At 42.9% G+C, this 25,551-nt stretch carries 27 protein-coding genes and 1 pseudogene; 21 read left to right on the top strand and 7 right to left on the bottom strand.

Annotated elements, in window-relative coordinates:
• A pseudogene (gene envZ, locus PPIS_RS13520) lies at window positions 1-1,314 on the top strand (two-component system sensor histidine kinase EnvZ).
• Between the two features lie 25 nt (window positions 1,315-1,339).
• Entirely contained in the window at window positions 1,340-2,068 is a 729-nt protein-coding gene (locus PPIS_RS13515; protein WP_248694217.1) for a hypothetical protein, read from the top strand.
• A gap of 41 nt (window positions 2,069-2,109) precedes the next feature.
• Here the strand turns inward: PPIS_RS13515 and PPIS_RS13510 are convergent, their stop codons facing one another.
• The 4 genes from PPIS_RS13510 to hslR form a co-directional block, all read right to left on the bottom strand.
• Window positions 2,110-2,304, bottom strand: a complete 195-nt coding sequence (locus tag PPIS_RS13510; protein WP_010378488.1) for a hypothetical protein — start codon at window positions 2,302-2,304, stop codon at window positions 2,110-2,112.
• A 159-nt stretch (window positions 2,305-2,463) separates the two neighbouring features.
• Window positions 2,464-4,002 (bottom strand): phosphoenolpyruvate carboxykinase, encoded by a 1,539-nt coding sequence (locus PPIS_RS13505; RefSeq protein ID WP_010378491.1) that lies wholly within the window; start codon window positions 4,000-4,002, stop codon window positions 2,464-2,466.
• A gap of 263 nt (window positions 4,003-4,265) precedes the next feature.
• Window positions 4,266-5,111 carry an Hsp33 family molecular chaperone HslO gene (gene hslO / locus PPIS_RS13500; RefSeq protein WP_010378493.1) on the bottom strand — a complete coding sequence of 282 codons (846 nt, stop codon included), beginning with the start codon at window positions 5,109-5,111 and terminating at the stop codon, window positions 4,266-4,268.
• Window positions 5,112-5,122: 11 nt separating this feature from the next.
• Window positions 5,123-5,533 carry a ribosome-associated heat shock protein Hsp15 gene (hslR, locus tag PPIS_RS13495; protein ID WP_010378496.1) on the bottom strand — a complete coding sequence of 137 codons (411 nt, stop codon included), beginning with the start codon at window positions 5,531-5,533 and terminating at the stop codon, window positions 5,123-5,125.
• A 276-nt stretch (window positions 5,534-5,809) separates the two neighbouring features.
• Between hslR and gspC the strand changes: the two genes are divergently transcribed.
• The 13 genes from gspC to PPIS_RS13425 all read left to right on the top strand — a co-directional run bounded on the left by gspC (window position 5,810) and on the right by PPIS_RS13425 (window position 18,010).
• Window positions 5,810-6,694: a type II secretion system protein GspC gene (gspC, locus tag PPIS_RS13490; protein ID WP_010378497.1), complete on the top strand. Its 885-nt coding sequence runs from the start codon at window positions 5,810-5,812 to the stop codon at window positions 6,692-6,694.
• A 27-nt stretch (window positions 6,695-6,721) separates the two neighbouring features.
• Complete coding sequence (gene gspD / locus PPIS_RS13485; RefSeq protein WP_010378499.1) at window positions 6,722-8,788, top strand: type II secretion system secretin GspD; 2,067 nt, start codon at window positions 6,722-6,724, stop codon at window positions 8,786-8,788.
• 91 nt (window positions 8,789-8,879) lie between these two features.
• On the top strand, window positions 8,880-10,367 hold the full coding sequence (gene gspE, locus PPIS_RS13480; protein WP_171039519.1) for a type II secretion system ATPase GspE: 1,488 nt from the start codon (window positions 8,880-8,882) through the stop codon (window positions 10,365-10,367).
• Entirely contained in the window at window positions 10,367-11,593 is a 1,227-nt protein-coding gene (gspF, locus tag PPIS_RS13475; protein WP_010378505.1) for a type II secretion system inner membrane protein GspF, read from the top strand. Before gspE ends, gspF begins: the two co-directional genes overlap by 1 nt.
• A gap of 64 nt (window positions 11,594-11,657) precedes the next feature.
• The gene (gspG, locus tag PPIS_RS13470; RefSeq protein WP_026001105.1) at window positions 11,658-12,083 is read left to right on the top strand and encodes a type II secretion system major pseudopilin GspG; all 426 of its coding nucleotides are present in this window, start codon (window positions 11,658-11,660) and stop codon (window positions 12,081-12,083) included.
• Between the two features lie 3 nt (window positions 12,084-12,086).
• Window positions 12,087-12,680 (top strand): type II secretion system protein, encoded by a 594-nt coding sequence (locus PPIS_RS13465; RefSeq protein WP_010378511.1) that lies wholly within the window; start codon window positions 12,087-12,089, stop codon window positions 12,678-12,680.
• Complete coding sequence (gene gspI, locus PPIS_RS13460; protein WP_010378513.1) at window positions 12,677-13,054, top strand: type II secretion system minor pseudopilin GspI; 378 nt, start codon at window positions 12,677-12,679, stop codon at window positions 13,052-13,054. The genes PPIS_RS13465 and gspI overlap by 4 nt, the downstream gene beginning before the upstream one ends.
• A complete protein-coding gene (gspJ, locus tag PPIS_RS13455) occupies window positions 13,054-13,692 on the top strand; it encodes a type II secretion system minor pseudopilin GspJ (RefSeq protein WP_010378515.1) in 639 nt (212 codons plus the stop codon). The genes gspI and gspJ overlap by 1 nt, the downstream gene beginning before the upstream one ends.
• A complete protein-coding gene (gspK, locus tag PPIS_RS13450) occupies window positions 13,689-14,690 on the top strand; it encodes a type II secretion system minor pseudopilin GspK (protein WP_010378517.1) in 1,002 nt (333 codons plus the stop codon). The genes gspJ and gspK overlap by 4 nt, the downstream gene beginning before the upstream one ends.
• On the top strand, window positions 14,687-15,892 hold the full coding sequence (gene gspL, locus PPIS_RS13445) for a type II secretion system protein GspL (protein ID WP_010378519.1): 1,206 nt from the start codon (window positions 14,687-14,689) through the stop codon (window positions 15,890-15,892). Before gspK ends, gspL begins: the two co-directional genes overlap by 4 nt.
• On the top strand, window positions 15,889-16,362 hold the full coding sequence (gspM, locus tag PPIS_RS13440) for a type II secretion system protein GspM (protein ID WP_010378522.1): 474 nt from the start codon (window positions 15,889-15,891) through the stop codon (window positions 16,360-16,362). The genes gspL and gspM overlap by 4 nt, the downstream gene beginning before the upstream one ends.
• A gap of 2 nt (window positions 16,363-16,364) precedes the next feature.
• The gene (locus tag PPIS_RS13435) at window positions 16,365-17,123 is read left to right on the top strand and encodes a type II secretion system protein N (protein ID WP_010378525.1); all 759 of its coding nucleotides are present in this window, start codon (window positions 16,365-16,367) and stop codon (window positions 17,121-17,123) included.
• 317 nt (window positions 17,124-17,440) lie between these two features.
• Entirely contained in the window at window positions 17,441-18,010 is a 570-nt protein-coding gene (locus PPIS_RS13425; RefSeq protein ID WP_010378527.1) for a UPF0149 family protein, read from the top strand.
• 11 nt (window positions 18,011-18,021) lie between these two features.
• On the opposite strand, the gene PPIS_RS13420 is transcribed toward PPIS_RS13425, so the two are convergent.
• Window positions 18,022-18,225 carry a hypothetical protein gene (locus tag PPIS_RS13420; protein WP_010378528.1) on the bottom strand — a complete coding sequence of 68 codons (204 nt, stop codon included), beginning with the start codon at window positions 18,223-18,225 and terminating at the stop codon, window positions 18,022-18,024.
• The gene (locus tag PPIS_RS13415; RefSeq protein WP_026001103.1) at window positions 18,225-18,584 is read right to left on the bottom strand and encodes a hypothetical protein; all 360 of its coding nucleotides are present in this window, start codon (window positions 18,582-18,584) and stop codon (window positions 18,225-18,227) included. The genes PPIS_RS13420 and PPIS_RS13415 overlap by 1 nt, the downstream gene beginning before the upstream one ends.
• 249 nt (window positions 18,585-18,833) lie before the next feature.
• Here PPIS_RS13415 and ccoG point away from each other — a divergent pair, with 249 nt between their 5' ends.
• From ccoG to PPIS_RS13390, 5 genes are read left to right on the top strand one after another with little or no spacing between them, the layout of a single operon-like run.
• Window positions 18,834-20,291 carry a cytochrome c oxidase accessory protein CcoG gene (gene ccoG, locus PPIS_RS13410; RefSeq protein WP_010378532.1) on the top strand — a complete coding sequence of 486 codons (1,458 nt, stop codon included), beginning with the start codon at window positions 18,834-18,836 and terminating at the stop codon, window positions 20,289-20,291.
• Between the two features lie 49 nt (window positions 20,292-20,340).
• Window positions 20,341-21,315 carry a serine/threonine protein kinase gene (locus PPIS_RS13405; protein WP_010378535.1) on the top strand — a complete coding sequence of 325 codons (975 nt, stop codon included), beginning with the start codon at window positions 20,341-20,343 and terminating at the stop codon, window positions 21,313-21,315.
• A 16-nt stretch (window positions 21,316-21,331) separates the two neighbouring features.
• The gene (locus PPIS_RS13400; protein ID WP_010378537.1) at window positions 21,332-21,955 is read left to right on the top strand and encodes a thiol:disulfide interchange protein DsbA/DsbL; all 624 of its coding nucleotides are present in this window, start codon (window positions 21,332-21,334) and stop codon (window positions 21,953-21,955) included.
• 18 nt (window positions 21,956-21,973) lie between these two features.
• Complete coding sequence (locus PPIS_RS13395; protein ID WP_010378539.1) at window positions 21,974-22,603, top strand: thiol:disulfide interchange protein DsbA/DsbL; 630 nt, start codon at window positions 21,974-21,976, stop codon at window positions 22,601-22,603.
• Between the two features lie 48 nt (window positions 22,604-22,651).
• Window positions 22,652-23,116 (top strand): 2-thiouracil desulfurase family protein, encoded by a 465-nt coding sequence (locus PPIS_RS13390; RefSeq protein WP_010378542.1) that lies wholly within the window; start codon window positions 22,652-22,654, stop codon window positions 23,114-23,116.
• Window positions 23,117-23,119: 3 nt separating this feature from the next.
• Here the strand turns inward: PPIS_RS13390 and trmA are convergent, their stop codons facing one another.
• A complete protein-coding gene (gene trmA, locus PPIS_RS13385) occupies window positions 23,120-24,214 on the bottom strand; it encodes a tRNA (uridine(54)-C5)-methyltransferase TrmA (RefSeq protein WP_010378545.1) in 1,095 nt (364 codons plus the stop codon).
• 164 nt (window positions 24,215-24,378) lie between these two features.
• Here trmA and PPIS_RS13380 point away from each other — a divergent pair, with 164 nt between their 5' ends.
• A complete protein-coding gene (locus tag PPIS_RS13380) occupies window positions 24,379-25,506 on the top strand; it encodes a DUF5610 domain-containing protein (protein WP_010378547.1) in 1,128 nt (375 codons plus the stop codon).
• Window positions 25,507-25,551: the final 45 nt, after the last annotated feature.

The following is a 25,551-nucleotide window of genomic DNA, read 5'->3' as shown; positions in this document are numbered from 1 at the left end:
ATGTTACCTCGTAGTGCATTCGGGCAAACCGTCTTCTTTGTCGGCGCGTTACTATTAATAAATCAAGTCGTGTCTTACATTACCGTTACCTTATATGTCTTCAAACCAACTTTTGAACAAGTGAATCTGATGCTTGCTAAGCAGGTTAAAACGGTTTTCATTGATTGGGAAGATGGTGTTGAAGTCGACAATACGCTATCTCGCAAATTTTTCGAGATAACGGGTATTGAGGTGATGACGCAAAGAGAGGCCTATGTAAATGGGCTGGGGCAGGCCAAAGAATATACATTGCTGTCTCGTAGTATGTCGGAGCAACTAAATGGTTCTGCGCGAGTCAGGATAAGCCAAGGAGATCCGGTTGTTTATTGGGTCGAAGCACCGCAAGCGCCTGGGTATTGGGTAAGAGTACCGCTTAGCGGACTCAGTGAAACAAAAATGGAGTTTTTAGTTTTTTACCTCTCCAGTATTGGTTTTTTAAGTGTGTTAGGGGGGGTGGCTTTTTGCTAGGCATCTAAACAAACCGCTAAAATCTCTACAAATTGCAGCTAGTCGAGTAGGCGTCGGGGACTTTTCAACACGTCTTGTCGAAGAAGGGTCAACAGAAGTTATTGAGGTGACTCGGGCATTTAATAAAATGTCTAAGGGATCGCAGACCTAGAAAGTGATAGACGACTGTTAATGGCTGGTGTGTCGCACGATTTACGTACGCCCTTAACCCGAATTCGTCTAGCAACTGAAATGATGTCGGATGAAGAAGACTACCTGCGCGAGGGGATAATCGACGATATTGAAGACATGAATGCGATTATCGACCAATTCATTGAATACCTCCGTCATCACAACGGTGCGGAAATGTCGGCAGACGACGTTAACACGGTTATTGAAGAAGTCGTTCATGCAGAGCAGCAGCATCAGCGACCAATTCACTTGCAAGCAGAGGAATACTTACCAGCTGTGATGATGAATGCCGTCGCGTTAAAGCGAGTATTCACTAATATGATTGAAAATGCGATCCGTTATTCTGAACAAGATATTGAGGTGACGACAGAGTATAGCGCCAAGCACCGTGCTGTTATCGTAAAAGTAATGGACAGAGGGCCAGGTATCCCAGAGTCAGAGTTGGAGTCTGTATTCGAACCATTTAAACAGGGAGATCAGGCTAGAGGGAGTGAAGGGAGTGGCTTAGGGCTTGCCATTATCAAACGTATCGTGACTACACACGGCGGTAACGTAAGACTACGAAATCGAGATGGTGGTGGTCTGATCGCGGAGGTATCACTGCCAGCTTATCGGGGAAAGCTTGAGGAAGCATGATTTTCAAAAAGAGTAGGCGAGCAAGTTGAGCACAATAAAGCATAGGGATTTAAGCTATCAAAAGGGAATGTTAGATACACCGTATTTAAACCAATTGAAACGAGTGATAGCGACAAGCTTTTCCAATGTCGATGTAGAGCATTACTTTGCTCTGTACTTTGAAAAAGGCGAAAGCACAAAGCGCAGACTCCGGTTGTTTTTATCAGGCGGTGACATTGTCGGCTATTGCTTATTGACCTTTGATGATAGCAACAAGGATGTTTGCATTGTTGGCGCTTCAGCTGCTTTTTTACCTGACTTTAGAGGGAAAAACAGTACCTTTAGGTTTTCTCTTATCGAAGTATTAAAACGTTATATACGTAACCCACGTAGAAAACTGTTATATGCAGATACCATGCTCAGTCCCGCCATGTTCAGGGTCATGGCAAAAAATATCGCCGAAGTTTATCCAAATAACTTGCCTCAAAATAGCGCGATAGCAACGCTCTATGACACCATTAACCCGAGTGGCTTGGTAAGTTCCTATAACGGTCTAAGATGTTTGAAGGCTGTTGGACGCAAAACCAATTACAGCGAGGCTGAAATTACACGCTTTAGAGAAAGCAGCAAAACTGAGATTGCACTTTACTGTAGTGTTAACCCTGACTTTGATAAGGGGACTGCGCTTGTGACTATCATTCCAATCACATTGAAACAATTTGTTTTAACCTTTAAAAAGTTGGTGCTAAATAAGCTTTGGAATACGTCGGAATAGGGCTAATTTTCGCCCTATTGAGGGACTTGGCAATCGCTTTATTAGCAGATATCTACTGAACGACAAAGTCCCATTGACTCACAAATCGCAGGGTGAGTATCACAAATTTGCCAACTGCCACAATCAACTCTAGAGCCAAAAGTCGCGCCCGCGGCAGCAATTTTTCTGGTCGCCTGGTTGTTTAGATCTTTCGCTTGCAGCGATTTTAGTTGTTTCTTTTTTAATTGTAATTTCATGGTTTTCCTTATACGTACTGTTTGAATTATCAGCAATATATAAGCATGTATGTACCTAAATGTTAATACTAAGTTTGTTGAAAGATATTCATGTGTAAAAATTAGGCACAAAAAAACGCCCAAACAAGGGGCGCTTTTGATAAAGGAATCTTTCTTAGATTAGCCGCGAGGACCTGCCGCTTTGATTGCTTCAGAAACATCGTATTTAGCGAAGTTTTCTTTGAAGTCAGCCGCAAGTTTAGCTGCATATTCAGCATACTTAGCTTGATCTTGCCATGTATTTACTGGATTAAGTAGCTTGCTATCAACACCTTCCACTGCCACTGGTACATCTAAATTTAGTGCCTCAATGTGCTGTGTCTCAACGCCCTCTAATGTATCGTTTACGATTGCATCAATCACGGCGCGAGTTGTTGGAATGTCAAAACGCTTACCAATGCCATAAGGGCCACCAGTCCAACCTGTGTTTACTAGGTAAACTTTAGCGCCAAACTCACGCACGCGTTTCATTAGTAGCTCAGCATACACGCCTGCTGGACGAGGGAAGAAAGGAGCACCAAAACAAGTTGAGAAAGTTGATTCGATATCAGAGGTTGAACCAATCTCAGTTGAGCCTACTTTCGCCGTGTAACCACTAAGGAAGTGATAAGCCGCGGCTTCTTCGCTTAGGATTGAAACTGGAGGTAATACGCCGCTCACGTCACAAGTTAAGAATACAACAGCACGAGGCTCGCCCGCGCGGTTTTCAACTTTACGCTTTTCAACATGCTCAAGAGGGTAAGCTGCACGCGTATTTTGCGTTAAGCTTGAATCGGTATAGTCAGGAGTACGCGTTTCATCTAGCACGACGTTTTCTAAAATAGTACCAAAACGGATTGCATCCCAAATAACAGGCTCGTTCTTTTGTGACAGGTCGATACATTTCGCATAACAACCGCCTTCAATGTTGAATACGCTACCAGGCGCCCAACCGTGCTCATCATCACCGATAAGAAAACGCTTAGGATCCGCAGAAAGAGTAGTTTTACCTGTTCCTGATAGACCAAAGAATAACGTTGTGTCGCCAGCTTCACCTACATTTGCACTACAGTGCATAGGTAGCACACCTTTTGCTGGTAGTAAGAAGTTTTGTACAGAGAACATCGACTTCTTCATTTCACCGGCGTAATGCATACCTGCGATAAGCACTTTGCGCTGTGCAAAGTTAATGATAACGGTACCATCGCTGTTTGTGCCATCACGCTCAGGATCACAAACAAAAGAAGGTACGTTCATCACCTGCCATTCAGGTAAATCAGTTTTGTTATAAGAGTTAGGTTCGATAAACATGTTTTTAGCGAAAATGTGGTGCCAAGCAGTTTCAGTCGTTACAACGACTGGTAAATAGTGCTCTGGATCCGCACCGACTTCTAAGTGAGAGACGAAGTGGTCATTTTCAAGAACGTGCGCTTCTACGCGAGCCCATAAAGCATCAAACTTAGCACCTTCGAATGGGCGGTTTACGTTACCCCATTGGATGTCATTTTCTGTGCTTGATTCTTTTACGATGAAACGGTCGTTTGGTGAACGTCCAGTACGACGACCAGTTTTTGCAACAAAAGCTCCATTTGCGGCTAAAGTGCCCTCGCCACGACGGATAGCGTGTTCGACAAGTTCAGCTGCGGTTAAATCGACAAAACGAGTAGCGCTTGAAGTCATGTTTATACCTAAAAAGTGAGAGTTGAACGGGATAGCTCTGGGGTACTCTTGCCCTTAGCTAAATTTATAGTAACAGATGAAATTGAGATATTCGAGCCTTTAGAGTGCTTAAAATTACATAAAAACGTCAAAAAACTTGAATAATTTCAATGATACCGGTGTCATAACTTTTGTATGTTTTATGACACCGGTATCACCCAATAGCCATAAAAAAACCGCCAAAAATGGCGGTTTCATTTTGTAATTAAGGGCTAAAGCGCAACTTAATTAAATAACGATTTAATATCTTGCTCGTTAAAAACGTAGTTTTTCAAGCAGTAATGACAGCTAATATTTACTTCGCCGTGTTTTTGCAAGTCTTCCATCAAGGCCTCTAATCCGACATTGGCCAGCGCATTCTCGGTTTTTTCACGGCTACATCCACATACAAACGAGATGGCTTGTGGTTCAAAAAGTTGAGGATTGTCTTCGTGATACAGTCTTGTTAGTACGGTATTGGCGTCTAAATCTAGTAGCTCTTCATCTTTAATCGTGTCGCTTAGTGCTTCAAGATGTTGGAAATCGGCAACAGACTTTTCTTTATTGACTGGCAGTACTTGTAAAAACAGACCTGCAGCTTTCACTTTATCGCTAACTAGGCTTGTTGCGAACCATAGGCGGGTTTTCAATTGCTCAGATTGTTCGAAGTATTCTTCTAAACATTCGGCAAGTGATTCTTTAGAAAGAGGAACTATGCCTTGATAGCGTTCGCCTTTTGTTGGTGTAATGGTGATAACCATATACCCTTTGCCCATTAGCTCAGGTACAGATGATCCTGAAACCTCAGATTGCAGCCTTGCCACGCCGCGCATCTGTTGTTTGTGATTACCATTGATCACCGCATATTTTACTGGACCATCACCTTGAAGCTGAACCGCAATGTCACCTTCAAATTTTAACGTAGCGGTCAGCAAACTTGTTGCAACTAATAACTCGCCTAATAGCTGTTGCACAGGCTCTGGGTAGTTGTGACCGCTAATGATGTCAGTAAAAGTCTGTTCTATTTGTACAAGCTCACCACGTACGTCTAGCTTGTCGAAAATATAACGATGAAGTAAATCAGTCTGCATCAATGAAAATCCTAGTTTGATTTCAATTTAAGTAATTCACGGCGTTGTTTCTTGTCCGGCTTAGTGGCAGGACGAGGCGCAAACAAGCTATTGTTTTGGCGCGCCAACGCGTTTTGCGTTCGTTTTTCAATACTTGCTTCAGACTCTTCATAAAGAGTTTGAGCAATAGGAGCCGCTTGTCGCTTTTCCATGATTTTGAGTATGGTTACTTCTTTCTCTTCATATCCTTGGGCCAACTTCACTACTGCGCCGACTTCAACCGTTTTACTTGGTTTACAGCGCTGACCGTTGTAATGTACTTTGCCACCTTGGACCATATCGCGAGCAAGCGCTCGTGTTTTGTAGAAGCGAGCAGCCCATAACCACTTATCAATACGAACTTTCTGTTCAGATTGGTTGTTTTCCTGTTGGAGTTTTGTCACAATTCGTTAACTATTTGCTAGTGTGAAATTTAACCTAACAAATTTAGCATATTTCGTTATGCAAACAAAGTAGATGACAGGCACTAAACTTGTGAGTTAATCGCACTTTACCTAAAAAATGAACTAATATGTGTGTCTATGTTCCAAGGTTAAGTTTAGATTCAGTTAATTGGCCTACGGTGTACCTATTTAATTAAAAGTTTAACAAATGCACGCTTGTTGAAAAAATTTCGAGGCGGTACACTGGGGCGTTCAAGAGAATAAGAAAAGTATTATATGGAATTACAGTTACAACAGCTTCAGAAGTTTTGGCTTGGTTTGCCTCATGCAAAATTGAGTCGTATCATTGTTGTCCTGTCGGTTGTTTACGTTGCGTTTCTCTTTTCGCAATTATTTTGGTTGTTATGGCCTGTGCCACAAACTCAACCCTTGCTCCCTGCATCACAACTGTATAGTCAATCAAATAGCGGTATCACAAGCCAAGGAATTGTCGCTCAAAATTTGTTTGGTGAGGCAAATGCTAAGCTTGATACCAAACCGCAGCCCGTGGTTTCTGATGCTCCGGAAACAACGCTTAACGTTAGGCTAACTGGTATCGTCGCTGTCAGCCAAGATGATGGTGCAGGCCTTGCTATTATTGAATCTCAGGGGCGTCAAGAGACCTATTCCGTTGACGCGCCAATCACAGGCACTCGCGCAAAGCTTGCTCGGGTACTACCTGATCGTGTGATTTTAGATGTTAGTGGGCGTTTTGAAACGTTGATGTTAGATGGCATAGAGTTTAGCCGCACTGTGGCGATGCCAACTAAGCCAAAGAAAATCGTCAACAGCACAACTTCACCTACCTCACCTCGAAATGAATTAGCTAATCGTCGCCAGGAATTGCTCAGCGATCCAGGTAAATTATTTGATTATATTAAGATTGCTCCGGAACAGCGTAACGGCGAAGTTATTGGCTATCGTCTCTCACCTGGAAAGGATCCTGAATTGTTCGAACAGGTGGGGCTAAAAGCGAATGATTTAGCAATCGCAATTAATGGGTTTCAGCTCACGGATATGAAACAGGCTATGTCAGCTATTAATGAACTTAGAACGAGCACAGATGCGAACATCACGATCGAACGAGACGGTCAGGTGATGGATGTGCAGTTTAGCCTGTAAAGTTACTAATTTTGGAGTTTTAGAATAATGGGTAAAAAGCTACACCTCACAAAAACCAAAAAAGGGTTAGCTAAGTATGCAACGCTCTTGATTGCTGCTGGTATTTCACTTTCTGTTTCTGCGGTTGAATATGCCGCGAACTTCAAAGGTACCGATATTAATGAATTCATTAATATCGTTAGTGATAAGCTGAATAAAACTATCATCATAGACCCTAACGTGCGCGGTAACATCAATGTTCGCAGTTATGAGTTGATGGATGAAAAGCTGTATTATCAGTTCTTTTTAAACGTGCTTGAAGTATATGGTTATTCAGTTATTGAAATGGATAGCGGTGTGCTTAAGGTGGTTCGTAGTTCTGATGGTAAAAAGTCGAACGTGCCTTTGGTATCTGGTGAAGAACTAGGAAATGGTGACATAATGGTAACACGCGTTGTGCGCGTGAAGAACGTTAGCGTGCAAGAGCTTGGTCCACTTATTCGTCAATTCAGTGACCAAAAAGATGGTGGTCACGTAACCAATCTAAATTCAGCAAACGTGATGATGCTAACCGGACATGCGTCCTCGGTTAATCGCCTTGTTGATATTATCAAAACGGTTGACCAAGCGGGCGATAAGCGTGTTGATATCGTTAAGCTGAAGCATGCCACTGCCGAAGACGTTGTTAAAGTCGTTGAAAAGATTTTTCAAGACTCAGGGAAAGGTGGTGTACCAGACTTCCTTATCCCGAAAATTGTGTCAGATACCCGTACCAACAGCGTCATTGTTAGTGGCGAATCACAGGCCCGTAGCCGCGCGGCTGAACTCATCAAGCGTTTAGATGATGAACTACAATCTCAAGGCAATACTCAGGTTTTCTATCTGAATTACGCAAAAGCGGAAGATTTGGTTAAGGTTCTTCAAGGCGTGAGTAAATCGATTGAAGAAGAGCAAGCCGCAGGTCAGCAAGCAAGAACTCGCAGTAGTAGCAAAAATGAAACTAGCATTGAGGCGCACGAAGACTCTAACTCGCTGGTGATCACGGCGCAGCCAGATACCATGCGCTCATTAACTCAGGTGATTAAAAAGTTAGATATTCGTCGAGCTCAAGTACTGGTTGAAGCGATCGTTGTTGAGGTTTCTGAAGCTGATGGTATTAACCTTGGCTTACAATGGATCTCTGAAAAAGGCGGGATGCTGCAGTTTAATGATGGCAACACTGTTCCGATCGGTTTACTAGCTGTGGCTGCTGAACAAGCACGTGATAGAGAGATTAAAGGAACTATCGTTGGAACAGACGATAATGATGTATCTAATACCACCACTACCGAGCGCGGAGATTATAGCGGTTTGGCAGGCCTACTGAAAAATATCAATGGTCTGGCGGCAGGTATTGTGAAGAATGACTGGGGTGCAATCATTCAAGCGGTAACCACGGATACCAACTCAAATATTCTAGCTACACCGTCTGTTACCACTATGGATAACGAAGAAGCCTCAATGATCGTCGGTGAAGAAGTACCGATCGTGACTGGTTCTACTGCAAACGACAATAACTCAAACCCATTCCAAACGGTAGACCGCCAAGAAGTGGGTATCAAATTAAAAGTAACCCCTCAGATTAACGATGGTACAGCGGTTCAACTGACGATAGAACAAGAAGTATCAAGCGTGAAAGGTGCAACGTCGGTGGATATTCGAGTGGCTAAACGTGCTATCAATACCACGGTTATCGCTGATGATGGCGGCATGGTTATCTTAGGTGGTTTAATTGACGAAACCGTTCAAGAAAGTGTTTCTAAAGTACCACTATTAGGTGATATTCCAGTGTTAGGTCACCTATTTAGATCAACAGGGACTAAGAAGGAAAAGCGTAACTTACTCGTCTTTATCCGTCCGACTATTGTACGTGATAGCCGCAGTATGAACGAGATTAGCCATTCAAAATATAACTTTATCCGTGGTGAGCAGCATAAACAAAGAGAAGATGGTATCGAGTTAATGCCATTTGAAGATACGCCAATCCTTCCTAAGTGGGACGACAAGCTTACTTTGCCACCGACGTATGAAGAGTTCTTGAAAGAACAAAACAGAAAAGAGCGTGAAAATGATTGATGAAAAAGTCACGCCAGATTTAGGAGCTGAAGCTGAAGAGATGGCAGCGCAGCTACAAAGCGCTGAGCCAATAGTAGGCGAAGTAGCTGAAATGCCTGTCGTACCGACGATTTCATTGCGTTTACCATTTTCATTTGCACGTCGAAAAGGGGTGTTACTCAGCCCTGATGGCGATCAGGCTAAGCTTTTTCACAAAGGCACACTTGATCTTGAAACGCTGATGGAAGTACGCCGTGTTGCAGGCAAAACATTACGTCTAGAGGCGTTAGATGAAGACCGCTTTGAGCATATGCTTGAAGCGTCTTATCAAAGAGACAGCTCAGAAACACAACAGATGATGGAAGACATCGGCAACGAGATGGACTTGTTCTCGCTTGCTGAAGAATTGCCACAAACAGAAGATCTGCTTGCTGCGGATGATGATGCGCCTATCATCAAGCTCATTAACGCCATGTTGAGTGAAGCGATAAAAGAAGGTGCGTCGGATATTCATATCGAAACCTTTGAACAAGAACTGGTTATTCGCTTTAGGGTTGATGGCGTACTGAAAGAAGTATTGAAGCCAAATCGTAAGTTGTCTTCATTATTAGTGTCTCGTATCAAAGTAATGGCTAAGCTCGACATCGCAGAAAAACGTGTACCGCAAGATGGCCGTATTAGTCTGCGGATTGCGGGGCGAGCCGTGGATGTGCGTGTATCGACGATGCCATCAAGCTTTGGTGAGCGCGTGGTGCTGCGTCTACTAGACAAAAATAATGCGCGATTAGATCTTGAAGATTTGGGCATGACCCAAGCAAACCGCGACGCGTTTGCAGAGATAATTGCTAAACCGCACGGTATTATACTGGTTACCGGTCCAACGGGTTCAGGTAAGAGTACGACCTTGTACGCCGGCATGACACAAATCAATTCTAGGGATCGTAATATTTTAACGGTTGAAGATCCGATTGAATATGAGATCCCAGGCATTGGCCAAACACAAGTAAATCCAAAAGTGGATATGACATTCGCTCGAGGTTTACGTGCGATCCTACGTCAAGATCCCGATGTGGTGATGGTTGGTGAGATCCGAGATTTAGAAACCGCGCAAATTGGTGTTCAAGCATCTTTGACCGGCCACTTGGTACTATCCACACTACACACGAATACGGCCGCCGGTGCTATCACGCGTATGGAAGACATGGGGGTTGAGCCGTTTCTTTTGAGTTCATCACTGCTAGGCGTGCTGTCACAGCGATTGGTAAGAACGCTTTGCCCTAACTGTAAAGAAGCGCATTTAGCGGATGAACGAGAATGTGAACTGCTGGGGGTGGCCAAAGACAGTGGCACGCAAATCTTCCGTGCAGTCGGCTGTGAAGAGTGTAACTTCAATGGTTACAAAGGTCGTACGGGTATTCATGAGCTTCTCATCGTTGATGAGCCTATCCGTGAACTTATTCATAACGGTAAAGGTGAGCAAGCGGTAGAGAAGTATATTCGTAAGCGTACGCCAAGCATCCGACAAGATGGCTGTTCGCGAGTACTTGCTGGTCAAACAACCTTAGAAGAAGTAATGCGTGTAACGCGTGAGGAAGGCTAATGGCAGCGTTTGAATACCGCGCCTTAGATGGTAAAGGCAAAGAGAAGAAAGGAATCTTAGAGGCGGATACGGCGAAGCAAGTTAGGCAAATGCTGAGAGAAAAAGCCATGATGCCACTTGAGGTTTTGCCTGCTGCTGAGAAAGATAAAAACCAAAGTAGTGGTGGTTTTACGCTTTTTAAAGGCTACCGTCCCTCGGTATCAGACCTTGCCTTGATCACGCGCCAGTTGGCGACCTTGATCCAATCTTCTTTACCTGTTGAAGCTGCGGTGATGGCTGTAGCTGAGCAATGTGAAAAGCCAAGATTAAAGCGTATGCTGATGGCGGTAAGATCAAAAGTCGTTGAAGGTTACACACTGGCAGATGGTATGTCGGAGTTTCCTCACGTATTTGATCACTTGTACCGCTCAATGGTTGCTGCTGGAGAAAAGTCAGGGCACTTAGATGAAGTACTAAATCGCTTGGCCGATTACACTGAGCAGCGTCAACATATGCGTAGCCAAATTACGCAAGCGATGGTGTATCCCATTATTTTGGTCATCTTTGCTATCGCGATTGTTTCCATTCTATTGGGGACGGTAGTACCAAAGATCTTGAAGACCTTTGAGAAATCCAAGCAAGCACTGCCTTGGACAACTGAGTGGGTTATGGCTGCCAGTAATTTTGTACAAAACTACTGGATGATTACGTTGGCAGTGGTTGTCATTGGCACCTACGCGATTAAAAAAGCATTACAAAAACCTAAGATCCGCTTTTGGTACGATAGCAAGCTGCTGAGTTTACCGGGTCTTGGAAAGGTAACTCGCAGTGTGAATACTGCACGATTTGCGCGTACCTTAAGTATTCTCTCATCGAGTTCTGTTCCGCTACTTGAGGGTATGAAAATCTCAGGCCAAGTACTAGAGAACGAAAAAATCAAAGCCTCCGTTGCAGAAGCGGCGACTCGGGTGAGTGAAGGTGCAAGCCTTAGAGCGTCGTTGCAACAGACCAAAATGTTCCCACCTATGATGCTGCACATGATTGCCAGCGGTGAAAAGTCGGGTGAATTAGAACAGATGCTTGAGCGTGCAGCGAATAACCAAGAAAGAGAATTTGAAAGTATGGTAAATGTCTCGCTGAAGTTGCTAGAACCTGCGATGATAGCGACGATGGCAATTATTGTACTGTTTATAGTTATGGCGATTCTTCAGCCGATTATGGCGATGAACAAAGCCGTAGGATTGTAGTCAAAAAGGAAAGGCCATCGCATGTTTTTGCATGGTCATCAATAACAGCATTGAGGTAAACATTGTGAAAAAACAATCAGGTTTCTCACTACTAGAAGTGATGGTGGTACTTGTTATCATCGGTATGATCTTATCTATCGTTGCACCTAACGTGATGGGTCAACAAGAAGAAGCTGCAAAAGAAAAGGCACGTCTAGATATTCGTCAAATTGAAGACGCAATGAAGATGTACAAGTTAAAAAACAAACGTTACCCAACCACAGAGCAAGGCTTGGAAGCGTTGGTAACGCAAACCAATATTGACCCGGTACCAAAACGTTTCCCTGAAGGTGGCTTTATTTCTAAGCTTCCAGAAGATCCATGGGGCAATCCTTACCAATTAGTCAGCCCAGGTGAAATGAGCCAAATCGATATCTTTTCAATGGGTCCGGATGGCGAAGTTGGAACTGATGATGATATCGGTAACTGGGATACGGAAGACGAACGTTAATCTATGTTAGCACCTCTGCATAAACCGGCATTAGCTAAGGTAAAGGGCTTCAGTTTACTTGAAGTCCTTATTGTCTTGGTGATCATTGCTTTTTCAGTAAATCTCATTACTTATACCGTCAGTGATAGTGATGAGGAAGAGCTCGAAACCATGGATATGCGTGTGCAGGGGACGATTAATCTTGCGTCAGAATTTGCAGTACTAAATCAGGTTGAGCTTGGTTTTCACCTAGATAAAGGTGTGATTGAGTTTTTGGTTTTTGACGGTGAGAAGTGGCGAACTTTCGAAGCGGACGATATCTACAAACCAATTGAACTGCCAGAGCAGTACAAAGTGGAATTGATCTTAGAAGATCTGCCGTGGTCTCAAGATAACTTACTTGAGCAAGCAAATTGGCGAGAATTGATGAGTGGCGGTGACGACGACAATTTACTTGAGCTTAAAAAGCTCAAGATCCCGCAAGTACTTATTTTATCTTCCGGTGAAGTCAGCGCATTTAGATTAAGTGTGGAAAATAAAGAGCTGCAGGAGCCAATATTTTTTGTCGAAGGCGAATTTATGGCGCCAGTGGGGCTGAAGCGGGAACCTGAAGAATGAGCGCTAAAAAAAGCTTAGGCTTTACCTTACTTGAAGTCATGGTTGCGCTAAGTATTTGTGCTGTCGCTGGTATTGCTGCAATGCAAGCAACAAGCGAACATATAAATCATATCAGCTCGCTTGAAGAGCAGACCTATGCGTCGTGGGTGGCAGAAAATCGCTTGGTATTTTTGCGCGCGCAAGGCGATGACTGGCATGGGAAGAATGGTAACAAAGGCGAAGAGGAAATGGCCGGGGTCACTTGGTATTGGCAACAGCATATCCAACAAACGGCAGATCCTAGCTTTGTAAAGCTCACCGTGCACGTTTTCCGCGAGCCTGAACTCAAAAACTCAGTGTATGACATCACCACTTTTATGTACCGGAGTAAGTAGTGACAGTGCATACACCTCAGCGTGGTTTCACGCTAATAGAAGTATTGTTAGCACTGGCTATTTTAGCGGTAGTGGTGACAGCGACTCATCAAATTTTAGATTCAACGTTGAAGGCCCAAGCGGCTTCAGCGGAAAAAATTGCCGAAATTGAAGGTCTACAAACGACTTTCCGCTTGATGGATCAGGATTTTAATCAGATCACTAAGCGAGAAGTCAGAAATGAAGCAGGGGATTTTAGCCCAACTTATATCATCCATGGCCGGTATGAGCTTGAGAGCCAATATGATGGTATCGCTTTTGTTCGTGATGGTTGGACTAACCCTATTAGTTTATTGCCACGTTCTGAACTGCAGGCCGTGGGCTATCGGGTTATCGATGACAAGCTTGAGCGTATTTATCGAGTATATGTTGACCAGCTTGATGGAACAGAGCCCCGCGCGCAGGTCATCTTGGAAGATGTAGAAGAGTTAAAGTTTGAATTTTTGGATGACAAACTAAAATGGCAAGCTGATTGGAAGTCTAAATCGTTACCTAAAGCGGTTAAAGTGACGTTGCAAAGAAAAGACTCGGATCCAATAAGCCGTTTATTTTTAACGCCAGGCAGTGGTGTCGCTGATGATAAGGGGCAACAGCCATGAAGCAGCAAGGTGCAGCACTCGTCATCGTACTTTTCATCGTTGCATTGGCAGCGACAATTGCCGCTGAAATGGCGAGTAGTTTAATGGTGCAGGTACAAAAGGCCTCGAATATTCAAACTCAGCAACAAGCCAAGTGGTATAGCTATGGTGCTGAGGAATTAGTCAAAAGAGCGTTGATACAAGCAAAAAAAGATGATCCTGATACCGTTAATCTAGACCAGCCTTGGGCTCGTGAAGAAGTGCCTTACCCTGTTGATCATGGTACGTTGAGCGGCAAAGTTACAGACTTACAGGCATGCCTAAACCTGAATGCCTTGAGAGCAAAGTCACAAACAAATGGAAATAACCAAGGTGGTCAGCAGATTGGTGGAAAGAATACAAACCCAGCCCATGCAGCGCTATTGGAACTTTTGAAGAATATTGAGGATTTGCCGAGTAACGAGAGCGAGGAAGCCCTTGCTGATAGTGTCTACGATTGGCTTGATGAAGATAGCATTACTTATCGCTCAGGGGCAGAAGAAGACGAGTATATGTCTAATCAGACTCCTTATTTAACGGCTAATAATTTGATGGCGTCTGTTAGTGAGTTACGCGTGATTAAGGGCTTTAACCCGCTGGTGATGGAAAAGATTAAGCCTTATGTTTGCGTGATCCCTGGAAGTGAGGAGCTCGCGGTAAACGTCAATACGATATTGCCAGAACAAGCGCTTTTACTCAGTGCGCTTATACCTGGTTTATCGAAGTCAGGTGCTGAAGCTATTATTTCTGCAAGATCAAAAAAAGGTTTTACTGATATTAATGAATTTTACACGGAAGTCGCGAATCAAGGGGTCAAAGACCCTAATAAGACTTCCAAAACTTTTACGATTAACAGCAATTATTTTCAGTTGCGAGCAACAGCTGTGTTTGATGAGCGACGCTTTTCTCTCACATCAATTATAGAAACAAAAGATGGTAAAGCGTACGTGCTTGCTCGTAAATTTGGAGGCGTAGAGTGACAGAACAATTATTGATCCGTGTGGATCAGTCACACCAGGCGACAATACACTGGTTAGTGTGGTCAACAGAACAACAACAAATTATTGCCAGTGGTGAACTAGAAGGGAGTGAACAGCTTGGTAGCCTTGCCGAAAAAGCGCAAACGAGACCGGTTGTATTGTTACTACCAGCGACTGCGGTACAGTTACGCACGCTAGAATTACCAGCAAAATGGAATAGGAAACTAGAGCAAGCCTTACCGTTTATGCTTGAGGAACATGTTGCGACCGACATCGATGCGCTATTTATCGCGATTGGTAAACCGGGCATGAAAGCCGACACACATACTATAGATGTTGCGATTTGTGATAGCAGTTGGCTACAAAGCTGGTTTAGTGCTTTCGATGATGCAGGGATCAGTGTAAGTAAAGCGCTACCGGATGCTCTATGTTTGCCGCTTCATGAAGAGATGACTAGTGCCGTGCAGTTAGGTCAGCAATGGCTATTCAAACACAATGCTTGGCAAGTTGGCACTGCTGAACTTAGCTGGGTCAATGAGTACCTCACCATTGCGGGTGTTAAGCAGCTGGCGCATTTTAGCCCGGCAATCGATTTCTCAGAAACGATAACGCTTACAGCGCAACAACAAGATTACGATTTACCTTTAGCCATCTTCGCGAAATCGCTATCAAACATTGATTTTAATTTGCGTCAAGGTCGGTTCGCTGCGAAGAAAAAGCAGCCGCAGTGGTGGCGTGACTGGCGCAGTGGACTAATAGCGGCGAGTGTGGCAGTAGTGAGTTTTATCGCAATTAAAGGCACTCAGCTGTATGTGATAAGTCATCAAGCTAATCAGCTAGAAACCCAAGCGGTCGCTATGTATCAACAGGCATTTCCAAATAAAGTAGTACGTCCGCACTTATTGAAAAAACAGATCCAAAATGAGCTTGATGCGTTATCTGGCACGGAGCAGGGCGGTTTGCTCGAATTAACTAATCACTTTGTGGCGATTTATGAAGAGGTCGATGCTTTCGCTCCTGAAACGCTGCGTTATGACAAACGTAGGAATGAACTCAGAATTAGAGCGCGCGCAAAAGAGTTTCAGGTATTTGGTCAGGTCAAAGCAATTTTAGAGCAACGCGGTGTAAGTGTTGAACAGGGCGCCCTGAACAATGATGGTGACTTTGTGGTGGGTGAAATTCGCATTCGAGGTGCAGCATGAAGCAGCAAGTAGTAAACTATTGGCGTGGTTTAAAAGAGCAAGAACAAAAACTGTTGATTGTTGCTGGCGTTATTTTTGTCGTTTTTGTTCTAGTAATGGGTATATTCAAACCTTTGAATCAGGCTGTCAGCGATGCCGAAGCTAAGCTAAAACGTAACCACGAACTCGTAAATTGGGTTGGTCAAAGCGTGAGTAAGCTGAAATCTAGCAGTCCCGCACAGGTGATTAGCGGCGGCAATATCAGCCAGATAGTCAATAACACCCGTGGCCGCTTTCAAATTGATATCAGCAAAATGCAACCTAGTGGCGAAAGCTTGCGTTTAACCATCGATGATGTGGAATTTAATAAACTTGTTGCTTGGATAGATGAACTGACAAATAAGCATGGAGTAAAAGTAGAAAACCTAGACCTTACACAAGGGAATTTACCTGGCTTTGTGCGTGTTAGTCGCTTGGTTTTAGAGAAATAATTATGAAAAAAACACTATCTCTACTCATTATATTTTTACTCGCATTTATTATTTTTAGTGCTTTTACTATGCCTGCAGCGGTGTTGCTGCAAGTTTTTAAAGGCCAATTGCCAGCTAATTTGCAGCTAGGTGCAGTAAATGGTTCTGTTTGGCATGGTCAAGTGAGCGGTGTGAGATTTAATAACATTCAATTGAATCAGGTTAAGTGGGAGCTTGAACCGTCGTCATTACTACTCGGTGAGTTGGCAGGCAATGTACAGTTTGGTAATGCGAGAGATAAAAATGAGATCTCAGGAAAAGCTAATTTCTCATCGAATTTAGTAAGTAAATCCGTGACGGTAAATAATGCCTCACTTCGTTTCAGTGTTGAGCAGGCTATGGACCAAGTAACTCTGCCATTGCCGGTTGATGCCAAAGGGCGCGTTATTGTCAATGTGAAGGAGTACCAAAGTGGTGCACCGTACTGCGAAGGACTAAATGGTGAGATAAGTAGTCCAAATATTGATGTTAAAGGCATGAATGGTTGGTTTAGTATCGGCGACCTTAGTGGTCAGCTCGATTGTAAATCAGGAGATATTGCCGTGGTTGTTGACCCTGAAAATCGTCTGGGCTTACAGGCTGATGCGACACTAGCTGCCAATTTCCAGTTTCGCGTGTCTGGTAATGTCAAGCCAGATGCAAGTCTACCAAAAGAAGTACACGATGCTGTTAAGTTTTTGGGTAGACCGGATGGCGAAGGTCGTTACCCAGTAAATTTATAATATACTTCTGTCATATCAGACTTTAGTTATACCAATTTGCTTAATTAAGTGACCTATTTTGAGGCGAGAAAATCTTGTCGATAACACCGCTACCGCGTCCTGCTATCGCCAAGGTACCTACATCCATGTAGGCAAGGCGAAAATTTTGCTATTTAGTTGTTCTAAATGAGAAATTTTTAACGCAGTTAGCGTAAGATTTGCTCCTTCAAATTGAACAAGTATTAAGACCAATTGGTATTAATCTAATCTCAGGTTAGTTATTAATATAAAAGCATTTTTGTAGGCGCTGAGACGGCGCCTAAGTTCAAGGCAACACTATGCACGACTTCTCTTTTACTGCAGCTGATCAGCTGAATTTAGAAAACTACTTTTCTGCGCGCAAACTTTCTATTGATATTGCTTTTTTACAAGGATATCTATTTGCTACCTGTATAGACCCAAACGGTATCGAGGTAGATAAGTGGCTTAAGACTTTAACCAACGCAGATCCCGAACTAGATGAGAGTATTGCATTTGCATTGATGGCTTTACATCATAAGATTTCTGAACAGGTATATGAAACTGAGTTTCAATTGCCTTGGAATGGTGAAACACCACTTGAGCAAAAAATTAATTGGGCCGAAGGGTTTTTAATGGCGGCGACGCCCTTTTACGAGCAATTGATGTCCAGTCCGCTCGCCGACGATATTAAACAAGCTTTGCAAGTGAGCACAGAACAACTGGGGCTTTTTGCACTTGGTGAGCAACAGTTAACGATTTACTGTGACAAAGTAGGACAGTCACTGACCGAGTTTCAACTAACTCAAGCGCAATTGGCTGACGAGTTTGCTGCTTCCTATGCTGAGTTAGTCGAAGTTGCCGCAGTGAATAGCGGACTATTTGAATAATCAAAAATGCTTTACGCGAGATCTAACTCGATAAATGTGCAACCCTGTTTGCATTGTGCCACAGCTCTATTTGATGTCGATTGGCTTAAACTGAGTGCAATGGGTTGCTGACAGCTTGGGCAATTGACAACACGACCCTGACTAAGCTTTTTGATGAGTGCTTTTTGATCGTTAAAGGATTTTGCCGACTTTTTATTTAATTGACTAAAGTCCATTATAATCCCTTTGCTTCATGAATGGCTTGCTCTGCAATTTCACAGATTTTGACAAGATCGGGGCCGTAAAAATACAAGTTATAGTCGTTTTCTTTACAATACTTGAGGTGGAAAAGCCTTACTTTTTCATCTGTTGCAAGGGCTTCATCAATATAGCGCTTTTCGTCATCTGTCATGGTAATTGCTTTTACGACGTTGGCTCTGGCGATTCTTGCGGCCGTACTGCGTTGTACTTTGCTGGACTCGCTTAGCACTTCAACGCCTTGACCGAGTAATCTATCTCTTGGCTCTTTAATCAATGGATGATCCACAGTAAACAGAGCAACGACTATAATGGCTAATACTAAGAATTTTTTCATAATCTGACGCTGATTTGATCTAGCTAACAAAAATCTTGTTCCTAGTGTAATAAACTTGTCTGTCAGGTCGCAACAAGTCTCTCATCATTTATGGTGGGTTTTAGCTCAACTTACTATTAATCATAGAGTTTCAAAGCGTATAATAGTAAGCGCTAAACTATGTCATGGGGCACATTGCAATAGTTTAGCCTGTATTTTTAAAGGTCACTGTAGCAAGTGCATCTCGTTCCAAAGCACTAAGGAGCTTCCATGGAGAACGAAAGAATCAAGGTTAAAAACATACCGTCTGAAGTAAAAATTCAAAAGCCAATAGGTGGCACTGAAGGGAAATCGCTCAATAGCTCTACGCCCGATCGTTTTAATCCTCGTAATCGCATATATGTCCGGGCGGTGTCTGGCCTACATCAACTGCTAAGAAGGCGTATCGGCTTTATTGGCATGTTGGCATTTATGGCTTTACCTTGGTTAAACTTTCACGGCCATCAAGCGGTGTTGTTCGATATTTTTGAGCAGAAGTTTAATATTTTTGGTATGACACTATGGCCACAAGATCTGACTATCTTTGCTTTTATTCTGATGATAGCGGCATTTGCTCTGTTCTTGGTGACTACCTTCTATGGCCGGGTATGGTGCGGCTACACCTGCCCGCAAACCGTTTGGACGTTTATTTTTATTTGGTTTGAAGAAAAATTTGAAGGAACAGCAAACCAACGGAAAAAATTAGATCAGAGACCGATGGATTTTGACAAGTTTTGGCGAAAAACGGCAAAACACGGTAGCTGGATACTCTTTTCACTGTATACCGCAATTACTTTTGTTGGTTACTTTACCCCAATCCGCTCCTTGATCCCTGATTTACTCACTTTTTCTGCAGGCTTTTATTCCGTCATTAGCATTATTGTGTTTACCATTTGTACCTATGGTAATGCTGGCTGGATGAGGGAAATTATGTGTTTACATATCTGTCCTTACTCTCGCTTCCAATCAGCCATGTTTGATAAGGATACATTTACCGTCGCCTATGATAGCGAACGAGGTGAAAGTCGAGGTCCTCGAGGACGCAAGCAAGATCCAAAAGCACTAGGTCTAGGAGATTGTATTGATTGTAATCTGTGTGTTCAGGTGTGTCCTACCGGTATCGATATTCGTAATGGTTTGCAATATGAATGCATCAACTGTGGTGCGTGTATTGATGCCTGCGATGGTGTTATGGATAAGATGAACTACCCGCGCGGATTGATTGCTTACACTACAGAGCGCAATTTAGAATCATCCAGCGAAAAGACCAAACCAGTACGTGGTAAATTAATCGGTTATTTAATGATTCTGGTCGTTATCACGGGTGCATTAGTTGCGAACATTGCGATGCGTAAGCCGATGGATCTTGATATTATTCGGGATAGAAATCAGCTTTATCGTGTCAATATTGAGGGATTGGTAGAAAATACCTATACCTTGAAAGTGATAAACAAAGCGCAAGTTGAGCAGAAATTTTCTATTGCAATAACAGGTCTAAGTAATTATCAAGTGATCGGTAAGCAAGAGGTGCACTTAGCTGCAGGCACGACATTAGATGTGCCACTCTCTGTTGTGATTGATCCATATGATTTGAAAAAGCCAGTCACTGAATTTGAGTTTGTGCTTATTAACCAAGACGATCCTGAAGAGCGGTTGGCGCAGCCGACCAATTTCTTCAAAGGAAGATAATAGAGTAAGGTAAAAGCGAGGTATAAAACCTCGCTTTTTTATAAACATTATGAACGATTTTAGTTTTAACGCGTTGACACCGGATCTTATTTTAGATGCGATTGAGGCACTTGAGATATATCCGACAACGGGATTATTGGCCTTAAACAGCTATGAAAACCGTGTTTATCAATTTGGTGCTGAGGACGGCAAGCGTTATGTGGTGAAGTTTTACCGCCCAGCGCGTTGGACGGATGAACAAATTCTAGAAGAGCATGAATTTGCATTGGCAGCGAAGGAAGCTGAAGTGCCTGTTGTAGCGCCTTTACTTATTACTGGACGTAGTCTGCATTTTTATGAAGGTTATCGCTATACGTTGTTTCCAAGCGTTGGTGGACGCCAGTTCGAGCTCGATAATCTAGACCATTTAGAAATTTTAGGCCGTTACCTAGGGCGCTTGCATTGTCTGTCGGCTGAGCGAGCATTCGAGCATAGACCACAGCTCAATACCCAGCGTTTTTTGGTTGATGCGCAACAAACACTGCTAAAAAGCCAGTTAGTGCCTAGTCATCTACATACTCCATTTGTTACTATTCTTGAGCAAGTTATTAACAAAGCAACCTCAAAGTATCAAGTTGCCAAAACACTTCGGCTTCATGGGGATTGTCATGCTGGAAATTTATTGTGGTCTAGAGATCAATTGATGTTGGTGGATCTTGACGATTGTCAGCAAGGCCCTGCAATACAGGACTTGTGGATGATGTTAAATGGCGACCGCAACGAGCAATTGGTACAGTTAGATACCCTACTTATGGGTTACGAAGAATTTATGCCGTTTGATTCAAAAGAGCTTGCGTTAATTGAGCCGCTACGTGCCATGAGAATGGTGAATTATATGGCTTGGTTGGCACAGCGCTGGCAGGATCCTGCATTCGAACGGAACTTTTCTTGGTTTGCGACAGACAAATACTGGGAACAACAGATCTTAGCGTTAAAAGAGCAATTTGCTGCATTAGATGAACCAAGTTTGAGCCTATTTCCTTAAAATTAGAGAGAGTAACATGCTAAAAAAATTAAAAATCGCACTTATTGCATTACTTTTGCCCATTGCTGCGATGGCTTCAGACTTTACCGAAGGTGAGCACTACACAACCTTAACAACCGAACAGAGTGAATCAGAGAAAGTTACCGAGTTTTTCTCCTTTTACTGTCCGCACTGTTTCCGCTTTGAGCCAATTGCTAAAGCGATTGAAAAGAATTTACCTGATGGGGCGTACTTTGAAAAAAGCCATGTGAACTTCCTGCGAGGCGTTCCTACAGAAACGCAGAGCAACCTAAGCTATGCCTATATTATTGCTGATCAAGCAGGCAAAGCGGATGTGATTGCTGAGAAGATTTTTAATGCTATTCATGTTGAAAGAAACAAACTGTTAGACATTAAAGATTTGAAAACGCTAATGGAGTTAAATGGGATTTCTGCTGAAAAGTTTGATCAGGCTGTAACGAGCATGCCAGTAGTGAGTGCTGAAAATAACATGCTTAAAGCACAAGAAAAGTTTTCTGAAGCGGGGGCGCTTACAGGCGTTCCAACTTTTATCGTAAACGACAAATACAGAATCGAAATGAAAGGTATCAAGAGCCAAGAGCAGCTTGATGAATTGATCGCATATCTATTAAAAAAATAAGGACTGGAGAAAGTTAGTATGTTGAAAGTATTAAAAGGCTTAGCGGTTGCACTAATGCTTCCTCTTCTTGCTCAGGCTGCGCCATTTGAAGAAGGTGTACATTATGAAGTTATTGCCGAGCGTGGCACGAAAAAGCCTGAGGTAATGGAGTATTTTTCTTTTTATTATCCAGCCTGTAACGCAATGGAAAATTTAATCGTTGACGTTAAACCAAAGCTAGATGAGGGCGTTAAGTTTAAAAAGAGTCACATAGATTTTGTTGGTCCAAGAGAGCCTGAGATCCAACAGGTGTTGGCGCAAGCACTTGCAACTGCAGAAGTGCTACCTCAAAAAGACAAGATAATTGCAGCCATGTTTAATCACATTCATGGCAAGCGTGCAAAAATCAATGAACTTGCTGATGCAAAAGATATCTTTATTGCGCAAGGTGTTGAAGAAGAGAAATTTGATAAACTTTATGCTAGTTTCTCCGTTCGTACCAAAACATCAAAAATGCAGCGTATGCAGAAGACCCTTTCTGATAAAGGCGCGCTAACAGGGGTACCAATGTTCGTGGTAAACGGTAAATACAAGCTATTGCTTCGTGAGTCTGGTACGACTAAGCCTGAGCAAATTGCTGCTTTGGTGAATTATTTAGCAAAGAAATAAAACCTAATTTGTATTAGACTAGCCCTGCAATTGTTGCGGGGCTTTTTTATGTTTAAGATTTTAGTTTCTAGTTGTTTATTAGGTTATCCGGTGAGGTATGACGCCTCTTCACAAAGCCTTCAAGACAATACCTTACAGTATTGGCGGCAAAAAAATTGGGTCTTACCGCTATGCCCTGAAGTATCAGGTGGTTTACCAACACCTCGTCCATCGGCTGAAATAGTAGATGGTAAAGTTTTGAGTAAACAAGGGGATGATTTTACCTCTGCGTTTGAACTCGGTGCTAAAAAAGCGCTAGCGGCTTGTCTTCAGCACGATATAAAGTTTGCGTTGTTAAAAGAGTCCAGTCCGTCTTGCGGTAGCAATCTGATTTACGATGGTAGTCATACAGGTAAAAAAATAGTAGGGCAGGGGCTGACGGCGTCTTTATTGCAGCAATCCGGTATTCAAGTCTTTAGCGAAACTCAACTGCCAGCACTTATCAAAGCGATGGCAGCCAGTCGTAATCGTTAGAGATCACTTTCGCACTAAGTAAACGCCAGATTCAATATGATGGGTATAGGGGAACTGATCGAAAATCGCCATACGTGCGATTTTATGTGTTTCACATAACAAGGCTAAATCACGCTCTAACGTGTCTGGATTGCATGATATATAAATAATGTTGTCGTAGTTGCTAACTAAGCGACAGGTCAATTCATCCATACCAGCACGAGGCGGGTCGACAAGAATCGTTTGGCAATCATAGGACTGTAAATCAATACCATCTAATCGAGAAAACTTCTGCCCTTTCATGGCTTGTGTAAACTCTTCACTCGACATACGAATAATATCTAAGTTATCGACTTTGTTTGCTGCAATATTAAATTGTGCAGACTTTACTGATGATTTAGAGATCTCAGTAGCCAGCACTTTATTGAATGAACCAGCCAGTGCAATTGAAAAGTTACCGTTACCACAATAAAGCTCAAGTAGATCGTTGCTTAGCGGTTCACTAATGGACTGCGCCCAAGCTAGCATTTTCTGATTCACTTCCGCATTCGGTTGCGTAAAGCTGTTCTCAACCTGCTGATAAATATATTCTTTACCGTTAACGCTTAGTTTTTCAGTTACATAGTCGTTGCCAAACACAACCTTTTGTTTTCTAGCACGACCGATAAAATCAACTTTATAGGTTTGCTGCAACTCGGTTCTTAATGTCTGCATGGCAGTTTGCCACGCTTCATCTAACTGCTTGTGATAAAGCAAGCTGATCAGTACTTCACCGCTCAGCGTAGTGAGATAGTCGATCTGAAACAGTTTACGACGCAATATTTCGTTGCCTTTCAGCTGATGTATCATCACCTGCATCATTTCATTGACAAGCGGCGCACCAGGATCAAAGCTATCAACACGGATCTTTTCTTTTGTTTGCTGGTCAAACATGATATGAAACAGATCTTCACCCTCATGCCATACTCTAAATTCACAGCGCTGACGGTAATGGCGAGTTGCAGATTCATACACTTCAAGTGCAGGTGCATCAAACTGTGCAAATTGTGTTGTGATACGCTCAGCTTTATCTGCTAACTGTTGCTCGTATGCTGAATCATCAATTTTTATTACTGCCATGCTAAAACCATCTATGTTGAATTAAGAGGCGCTATTTTAGGGAGCGTTGCTAATTTGTCCAGTCTAGCATCACTGATGCGTCTGGTTTGCTGTTTTTTTAATCATTATACTTTAGCTTTGCGCAAATATGCCGATAATCTAACTAATATATTGGAGGGCATACCATGAAAATCGGGCAATTAAATCAGTTGCTCAATCCAGCGATGCAGCATAAGCCTGGAAAGAGCAAAGGGATAGGACCAAATATCCAAATTAATTCAGACAGCTATGCGGGGAATAAATCTAAGCTAGCGGCTAAAATTCTTGATGATAAGCTTGCAGAAGCGTTGGGGATTGAGAAGCCGACACAAGATAAAAAAGACAAGCCACTATTTGATTTTGAATCTATTGTCAAAAATGTACTCGATTTTGTTCAGGGTGCAGTGAAGAAAGCCAAAGTCGACGGCAAAAATGATGACGAATTGAAATCCATGCTCGATGGGGCACGTAAGGGCGTGCTACAGGGGATTGATGAAGCCAGCGAAGAGTTAAAAGGCATGGGCGCTTTCAATTCCGACATCGAAGATGGTATTGAAAAGTCACGAGAAGGGATTTTTAAAGGTTTAGATGATTTTGAAAAAGAATTGTTTGAAGAAAAGTCGCCAAAGGCATTAGCGATCAGTGCCGCACAGTTTGCGAGCCTCTCTAATCAGGCTGAATATGCATTTACAACAGCTGAAGGAGATGAAGTCGTTATTTCATTCTCCGATGCGTATGCTCAGGGGGCCGCTGCGAGTGTTGCGCAAAAAGGTAATGACTATGGCATGGCATATGGCACTAAGTCCTCTCACGAAGTCAGTTTCTCAATTAAGGTTAATGGTGAGTTGAACGAAGAGGAGCAGCAGGCAATTAACGATATGATGGAAGATATCCGCAATGTCAGTGATTCCTTTTTCGGTGGTGAATACGATGAAGCGTTCGATTTAGCAAAGTCGCTTAGCTTAAACTCTGATCAGATCACTAATTTCACGATGGATCTAAGACAAAGTAAAACGTCAGCTGCGATTGCTCAATATCAGCAAGGCAATCCAATGAAGGAGTTAGAGAAGGCATTTATGCCACTGAATAAGCAGTTAGCAGATATGCAAGAACAAGCTAAGGGACTCAATGCCGATAAGGAGTTGCCAAACCTGCTTGCTTGGATGAATGAAGGTCAGTCGAGACTAAATGAGTTTCTGGATTATGCTAGTAGCTTTTTTAGTAAACTGAATGAACTAAATAAAGAGCAAGTAGAGCAAAAACAAACAAGCTAAGCCAGTTTATTTTCGCGAGGACTCATGGCAAACTTCATACTTCTT

This window comes from Pseudoalteromonas piscicida (assembly GCF_000238315.3).
Lineage (GTDB): Bacteria > Pseudomonadota > Gammaproteobacteria > Enterobacterales > Alteromonadaceae > Pseudoalteromonas > Pseudoalteromonas piscicida.
Note: the sequence above shows the minus strand (reverse complement) of the source record. Positions and strands in the feature narration are given on the sequence as shown.

Bases quoted from the DNA above. Each gene is read 5' to 3' on its own strand.
- gspE (WP_171039519.1), top strand. From the start codon at position 8,880: ATGCCTGTCGTACCGACGATTTCATTGCGTTTACCATTTTCATTTGCA.
- trmA (WP_010378545.1), bottom strand. From the start codon at position 24,214: ATGGCAGTAATAAAAATTGATGATTCAGCATACGAGCAACAGTTAGCA.
- gspF (WP_010378505.1), top strand. From the start codon at position 10,367: ATGGCAGCGTTTGAATACCGCGCCTTAGATGGTAAAGGCAAAGAGAAG.
- PPIS_RS13405 (WP_010378535.1), top strand. From the start codon at position 20,341: ATGAACGATTTTAGTTTTAACGCGTTGACACCGGATCTTATTTTAGAT.
- gspD (WP_010378499.1), top strand. From the start codon at position 6,722: ATGGGTAAAAAGCTACACCTCACAAAAACCAAAAAAGGGTTAGCTAAG.
- PPIS_RS13505 (WP_010378491.1), bottom strand. From the start codon at position 4,002: ATGACTTCAAGCGCTACTCGTTTTGTCGATTTAACCGCAGCTGAACTT.
- gspC (WP_010378497.1), top strand. From the start codon at position 5,810: ATGGAATTACAGTTACAACAGCTTCAGAAGTTTTGGCTTGGTTTGCCT.
- PPIS_RS13415 (WP_026001103.1), bottom strand. From the start codon at position 18,584: ATGAAAAAATTCTTAGTATTAGCCATTATAGTCGTTGCTCTGTTTACT.
- hslO (WP_010378493.1), bottom strand. From the start codon at position 5,111: ATGCAGACTGATTTACTTCATCGTTATATTTTCGACAAGCTAGACGTA.
- PPIS_RS13435 (WP_010378525.1), top strand. From the start codon at position 16,365: ATGAAAAAAACACTATCTCTACTCATTATATTTTTACTCGCATTTATT.
- PPIS_RS13510 (WP_010378488.1), bottom strand. From the start codon at position 2,304: ATGAAATTACAATTAAAAAAGAAACAACTAAAATCGCTGCAAGCGAAA.
- PPIS_RS13465 (WP_010378511.1), top strand. From the start codon at position 12,087: ATGTTAGCACCTCTGCATAAACCGGCATTAGCTAAGGTAAAGGGCTTC.
- gspK (WP_010378517.1), top strand. From the start codon at position 13,689: ATGAAGCAGCAAGGTGCAGCACTCGTCATCGTACTTTTCATCGTTGCA.
- PPIS_RS13425 (WP_010378527.1), top strand. From the start codon at position 17,441: ATGCACGACTTCTCTTTTACTGCAGCTGATCAGCTGAATTTAGAAAAC.
- PPIS_RS13420 (WP_010378528.1), bottom strand. From the start codon at position 18,225: ATGGACTTTAGTCAATTAAATAAAAAGTCGGCAAAATCCTTTAACGAT.
- ccoG (WP_010378532.1), top strand. From the start codon at position 18,834: ATGGAGAACGAAAGAATCAAGGTTAAAAACATACCGTCTGAAGTAAAA.
- PPIS_RS13395 (WP_010378539.1), top strand. From the start codon at position 21,974: ATGTTGAAAGTATTAAAAGGCTTAGCGGTTGCACTAATGCTTCCTCTT.
- PPIS_RS13380 (WP_010378547.1), top strand. From the start codon at position 24,379: ATGAAAATCGGGCAATTAAATCAGTTGCTCAATCCAGCGATGCAGCAT.
- gspM (WP_010378522.1), top strand. From the start codon at position 15,889: ATGAAGCAGCAAGTAGTAAACTATTGGCGTGGTTTAAAAGAGCAAGAA.
- PPIS_RS13390 (WP_010378542.1), top strand. From the start codon at position 22,652: ATGTTTAAGATTTTAGTTTCTAGTTGTTTATTAGGTTATCCGGTGAGG.
- gspI (WP_010378513.1), top strand. From the start codon at position 12,677: ATGAGCGCTAAAAAAAGCTTAGGCTTTACCTTACTTGAAGTCATGGTT.
- PPIS_RS13400 (WP_010378537.1), top strand. From the start codon at position 21,332: ATGCTAAAAAAATTAAAAATCGCACTTATTGCATTACTTTTGCCCATT.